Origin of the sequence: Thiorhodococcus mannitoliphagus (assembly GCF_010915725.1) — a bacterium.
GTDB classification, from domain to species: Bacteria; Pseudomonadota; Gammaproteobacteria; order Chromatiales; family Chromatiaceae; genus Thiorhodococcus; species Thiorhodococcus mannitoliphagus.
In genome coordinates, this window is sequence record NZ_JAAIJR010000210.1 from 1 (window position 1) to 5778 (window position 5778).

At 62.9% G+C, this 5778-nt stretch carries 4 protein-coding genes; 2 read left to right on the forward strand and 2 right to left on the reverse strand.

What is annotated here, in order from left to right:
• Nucleotides 1-60: 60 nt before the first annotated feature.
• Complete coding sequence (locus tag G3480_RS24760) at nt 61-1590, forward strand: metallophosphoesterase (protein ID WP_164656895.1); 1530 nt, start codon at nt 61-63, stop codon at nt 1588-1590.
• Nucleotides 1591-1913: 323 nt separating this feature from the next.
• On the opposite strand, the gene dinB is transcribed toward G3480_RS24760, so the two are convergent.
• Nucleotides 1914-3122, reverse strand: coding sequence for a DNA polymerase IV (dinB, locus tag G3480_RS24765; protein WP_240906048.1), 1209 nt, complete (start codon nt 3120-3122; stop codon nt 1914-1916).
• A 72-nt stretch (nt 3123-3194) separates the two neighbouring features.
• Between dinB and G3480_RS24770 the strand changes: the two genes are divergently transcribed.
• A complete protein-coding gene (locus tag G3480_RS24770; protein ID WP_164656896.1) occupies nt 3195-3710 on the forward strand; it encodes an MOSC domain-containing protein in 516 nt (171 codons plus the stop codon).
• 82 nt (nt 3711-3792) lie between these two features.
• On the opposite strand, the gene G3480_RS24775 is transcribed toward G3480_RS24770, so the two are convergent.
• Nucleotides 3793-4377: a class I SAM-dependent methyltransferase gene (locus G3480_RS24775; protein ID WP_164656897.1), complete on the reverse strand. Its 585-nt coding sequence runs from the start codon at nt 4375-4377 to the stop codon at nt 3793-3795.
• Nucleotides 4378-5778: the final 1401 nt, after the last annotated feature.

A 5778-nucleotide genomic window follows, 5' to 3' on the forward strand; every position in this document is an offset into this window, starting at 1 on the left:
CGTATTTATTTATCGATTCAAGCCAGAATTATAACACCATTTCAGCGAGTTAATGGGCGTATGTCAGGAGTTCTGCAATGGCCCTCGGCGTTCGCGGCTTGGGGTGCGCGTGGACGATCACTCCTGGCCGGCGCAGTCTGCCTGCTGGGTCTGTTGCAGACTCAGACCGCGAGGGCGGCCATCCCGCCGGATGCCGGCGTCGACGGGGTCCTGGTTGCCTACACCCTGGTTGCCCCGGAGAGTCAGTCGGCTTCTGGACTGATCGCGCGGGCCGTCATCCCCGCTGGGCTTGAATGCCCGAACATGCTGGTCGCCTTCCGTCCGCGTGGCGTGGTTCACCAGGGCCGGCGTGTCGAGATGGATGCACGTCTGGCGCCAGCGACCACGGCACCGGCCTTCAGCGCGTTGACGGTCTGCGAGGCGGCTATTCCCCAGGGCGCGATCCGGGTCAACTTGGGACATCGCGAGCTTCCGGCCTCGCTCCCGCGCAGCCTTCGGGAAATCGCGGTCCTCGGCGATACCGGATGCCGGATCAAGGGCTCGGATGTCCAGGACTGCGGATCGACCGCCGAGTGGCCGCTGGCTAGGATCGCCGCGCGGATCGCCGAGCGCCGCCCCGACGTCGTCCTCTATCTTGGCGATTTCTATTATCGGGAGGCCGCTTGTCCGCCGGATCAAGAGGGCTTGTGCGGCACCAGTCCGCCGCCGCTGACCGGCGCCCCCTTCACCGACTCAGCCTACGGCTGGCTCGCGGACGTGCTCTTGCCGCTGGCGCCGCTGTTCCCGATGGCACCCCTGGTGATCCTTCAGGGCAACCACGAGGCCTGCGATCGGGGAGGCAACGGCTACTTCCTGTTTTTCGACCCCTTCATGGACAGCGCCGACGTCTGCGCGCCGATCGAACAAGATGGCGTGCTGGTGGCCCCGCCGCCCCGATTGCGGCCGACCTGGTCGACCGATCTGCGCATTCATTTCAGTCGCACCCTGCGTTTGGCGCTGGTCGACGCGACCTATGGCGGTGATGGCGCGCTCACCTCCTGGTCGGAGATTCAGCGTCAGGGTTACGAGGAAGCGGCCAGGCTCACGTCCAGAAGCCAGGGCGTGGAATCCTGGCTGCTAGTGCATCGACCCATCTTCGGGCATGTCACCGACCTCTTCAAACCCGCCGACGACCCGCTCTGGACCCCCTGGACCTCGGTTGATCAGCAAGTCGCGTCGCTGGGATTGCTCGACAACTACGACCTCATCCTCTCGAGTCATCTGCATGTCGCGCAGGCCGTGCAGATCCCGGATCTGCCGGCCCAGATAGTCCTGGGCAATGGCGGCACCCTGCTCGATCCAGCGAGCGGTTACGAGACACCAACCTTCGGACCGCTCGCGGACGCAACGGGCGCCCCGCTGATCGAAGGGGTCGCGCCCTATCCGCCGGCGACCATGGACAAGACCGCCGTGCGTTTTGGCTATGCCGTCGCCCATCCAGGACGAGAGACGGGCGATTGGTCCTGGGAGCACTACACCCCGGAGGGCGCCCTCTTCGCGCAATGCACGCAATCCGGTCCGAGCCTGAGACGCTGTATAAGAAGTAACTGACTGATTTTGAAGGCTTGCTTCTTGACGTTTTCTAGCCTTGAAGACCATCTTAGAGGCCCTCTCAACAGCAAGCTTTTGATTTTTCAATGGTTGGTTTCTCTACAGCGTCTGAATTGTTTTTAGACCGGTCGGTTTAAGGTCAATACCGTTCAATGGAAGAGGCAAGTAATGGCGTAACCTCCTGTTTTTAAAAGCATCTTATGGAACGCTTGCGGTCAAAAGTGATTTTGCGCTCAAACGCTGAATCGATCCATATTTCAATGCTTTGCGTCAGCTATCCCTTTGCTCCATTGAACGGTATTGGGCGTAACCCGCCTCGATGCTCAGCCCGGCGAGCGACGGCTCAGCCCCCGCTGAATGGCGTCCGCACCGAATCGGTTGCGGATGGCATCAAGGGTCGCCGCCAAGCGGTCGTGTTCCGGACAGGGCTCGGGTGCCGCCGTCTCGAACAGATCCATCTGGACTCCGCCATCCGTCGCTGACCAGCCGGAGATCCCCAGCCCGATGAGCCGCACCGGGCGGCCCGACCAGGGCTCGGCCGCAAACAGCGACCAGGCGGCGCCAAAGAGCGCGGCGTCGTCCGCTGTGGGCACCTTCAGGGTGCGTGAGCGCGTGTGGGTCTCGAACGGGTGGAACCGGATCTTCAACGTGACCACACGCCCCAAGTGCCGTGTCTGCCGGGCGATCGAGCCGACCTCCTGGGCGGCCCAGCGCAGGGTCTCCTCCAGGATCCGCGGATCGCTCACGTCCTCCGGGAAGGTCGTTTCCCTGGAGATCGACTGGCGCGGCCTGGCGGGATCGATCCGGTCATCGGCGAGCCCCCGCGCCTGCTGGTAGACCTGAATCCCGGTCCGGGCGCCGAGGTGCTGACGCAGCGTCTCCAGCGGCAGTTGACGCACATCCCCGATCGTCTTCACGCCCAGGCGCTCCAGCCGGGGAGCGGTTTTGACGCCAATGCCCCGCAGCACGGTGAAGGGCATGGGCGCGAGGAAGTCGCCGACCTGCTCGGGCGGGACCACCGTCAATCCATCTGGCTTCTGCACATCGGACGCCAGCTTGGCGATGAGCCGGTTCGGGCCGATCCCGACCGAGGCGGTGAGCCCAACCGCCTGCCGGATCCGTGCTTTGACCTGTGCCCCGATGATCGCGGGCGGTCCCACCAATGACGTCAGCCCGGAGACATCCAGGTACGCCTCATCGATCGAAACCCGCTCGACCACCGGGGAGACGGTCTCCAGCACGCCCATGACTTGCTGGGAGACCTTCGCGTAGCGCGCCATGCTCGGGCGCACATAGATCGTCTCCGGCGGCAGCCGACGCACGGCTTGCGCGATCGGCATGGCCGAGTGCACGCCGAAGCGGCGCGCCTCATACGAGCAGGTGGCGACCACCCCGCGCTGGCCCGGCTCGGCGCCGACCACCAGGGGCCGACCGCGCCACTCGGGATGGTCGCGCTGCTCGACCGACGCGTAGAAGGCGTCGAGATCCACATGCAGGATCAGACGGGACATGGGCAGATCGGGCTCAGGCATTGACCGTCATTTGAACCAAATGGGCATCCACGGCAGGCTGTGTTACTCCTCCCTTCGGCTCCCCTGAATCCTATGCCAGATATTCATGCGCTGCAGGCCTGCTTTCCGCGCTCCGGACGCCTGGAATGGATCGGCCAGCGTCCCGAACGGCGCGCACCGCTGCAGACACCCGAGTCCGTCGTCGCCATCGCTGGTCAGGGTCTGGAAGGCGATCATGATCGCGCCCGCCGACGTGGCACGCGCCAAGTCACCCTGATCCAGGCCGAGCACCTGGCGGTGATCGGAGCCATGATGGGTTGTGTCGCACCTGCGCCCGAGATTCTGCGCCGCAACCTGGTGGTGTCCGGGATCAACCTGCTCGCACTCAAGGGCCGGCGCTTCCAGATCGGGGAGGCGGTGCTGGAGGGCACCGGCTGCGCTCATCCCTGCTCGCGCATGGAAGAGATCTTGGGCGCTGGGAGCTATATCGCGATGCGTGGCCATGGTGGCTTGACGGCGCGCGTCGTCCATTCCGGGCGTATTGCTGTTGGAGACACCGTCATTGAACTCGGTCCAGCCGAGGACGGTACGAATGCCGAGATCGGGTGAATCCGCGACGGCTCGGGGGGCAGAGAAGCGCAACGCCGCGAAGTGAGTCTGCCTCAGGAGACCTGGGAGCGTGCAAGCACCCTCAGCGCTGACGTCTGAGGGCGACCGTGAAATCCTCCGGGAGATAGTCGTCAGCGATCGCTATCTCGGCCTCAAGATGGGCGGTCCAGGCACGCACTTCTTCCGGTCGGCAGAGGTTGTAGCTGAGCGGGGCGTCCTGTCCCAAGAGCAGATTGAACACGAAGCCCTCGGTGGAGGCCATGAAGCAGCGCTCGATGAAGGACTGTGTCTCCTCCCGCGTCAGGGTGTTCATGGCCCCACTGCAGACGTAGTAGTCGGCCTGAGGCAGGTCTTCGTGCAGGATATCCAGGAGCAGGATCTCCCCGCCGATGCGAAGCCGGGCTGCCTCCACCATGGGCTCCACCACATCAAGCCCGAGATAGCGTCCGGGACGCTCCCCGCGTGCGCTGAGGAAGGCGAAGAAATCCCCGAGTCCGCAGCCCGCGTCGGCGAGGGTCAGGGTCGACAGATCCTCCGGCAGAAACCGCCGCAGGGCCTCGAAGCGGGCCAATTGGCTGTCGGCGGAAGTCCACTGCACACCTTTGGCGGTGTGGCCGTAGTGCTCAAGGGAGTAACGGTAGAAGCGGTCGGTATCGACTCTGGGCATGGCGGATGGCGTCATCGGACAGGTGATCGTGTTGATAGGCTGCGTCAGTGTGATGCAGAGACCCTGCCATCATAGTGGAAAGCGCTTCGTTGTTCTTTGATGGCACTCTGGTCTTGCACGCGAGTCGACGCGCGTCAGTTGGCTGCTCGGCCAGAGGCAGTCGCGTCGATGCGAAGCTTACCAAGCAGGTTGTCGCTCGCTGAGTGTCACAAGGCAATCGCGATCCGAGCAGGCTCAGATCGGGCTGCAGGTGGTCTAGCCAGCTGCCCTTATCGGCGCCCGGAGCGGTCGCCGAGAATCGCCGGGCTGTTCACCCTCGTGACGGGCATGGGCCTCTATGTCGCGAGCGTCTACGGCGACGGGTTCGGTCGGGAGTACGCGACGGGAAAGCCTGTGAGCGCGCCCGCGATCTCCACGAATTGTTGTTGAGCCCTGCGAACATCACTGTGCTGATGCTCTGGTTTTGAACTACGGTCTTCTTCGTGGCGGCGGCCGGGTTGCTCAGCCTCAGTGCTGCGTTCCAACTCAGCGAGTTCAGCCTTATGGCGCTGCTCTTTGGACTTGGCTACGGGTCGCTCCGCAAGAGCACTAAGACGCTGGCATAATCGTCTCAGAGCCGGCCTGATCGTCGCGACGATTGGTTGGCTCCTCGCCGACATGCGTATGCTGGCAGAACTCGTGAAACAAGTCCGACCACTCCGCTTTCAGAGACACCTGTGAGCGTTTGTGAACGGCATGCTCTCAACATCGAAGAGAGCGTCGAATCGCTAGCCAGAACGAGTGGGATACCCCGAACTCGCGTGTGTCTTTTCTATTGTATCTACGGCGCTCTCGTCCGCGATGACCGGTCCAACTCGCAAAGCTGCCACGGAGGGCAGAAAGGTGGGCGTCAGCAGTGGGTCGATTCCCGACCTTCTTCCTTAACCCTGAAGCGATGTGCCAATGTGGGCAAGATCGCCGGTGGCGAAGCGGGCGAATCTAAGGAAGTTCGCGACGAAATGGTGTCGGAGACAAGAGCCCCGGCGCGTTCAGGGCGCCGCTCTTTCCGGCCGAGCCTTTGCGCGACTGGCGCTGAGCGCAGGATTCTAAAGAACAGCTCATGAAACCCTTCGCACGCTTGCCGCTCTTTACGGGCGCAACCGATGTATTCGTGTTATTTGCGGTCCGCTCGGGATGCCGGCGGCAATGACTCAAGTCAAGGCCGGCGAGCGATCCTCGCCACAGAATCCCGTCATCTTTTGGCTTCCAGGACTGTCTTTCGCAATGTCTTCCGTCATCAAAGGTTCTGTCATCAAAGATTCCTTCACGCAGGACCATCACCGCTCAATGCCATGGACTTAGCATCTAAGGCTATGATTCTATTAAAATAAGGCATCTTCGCAGGAACCTTGTAGGAGCATG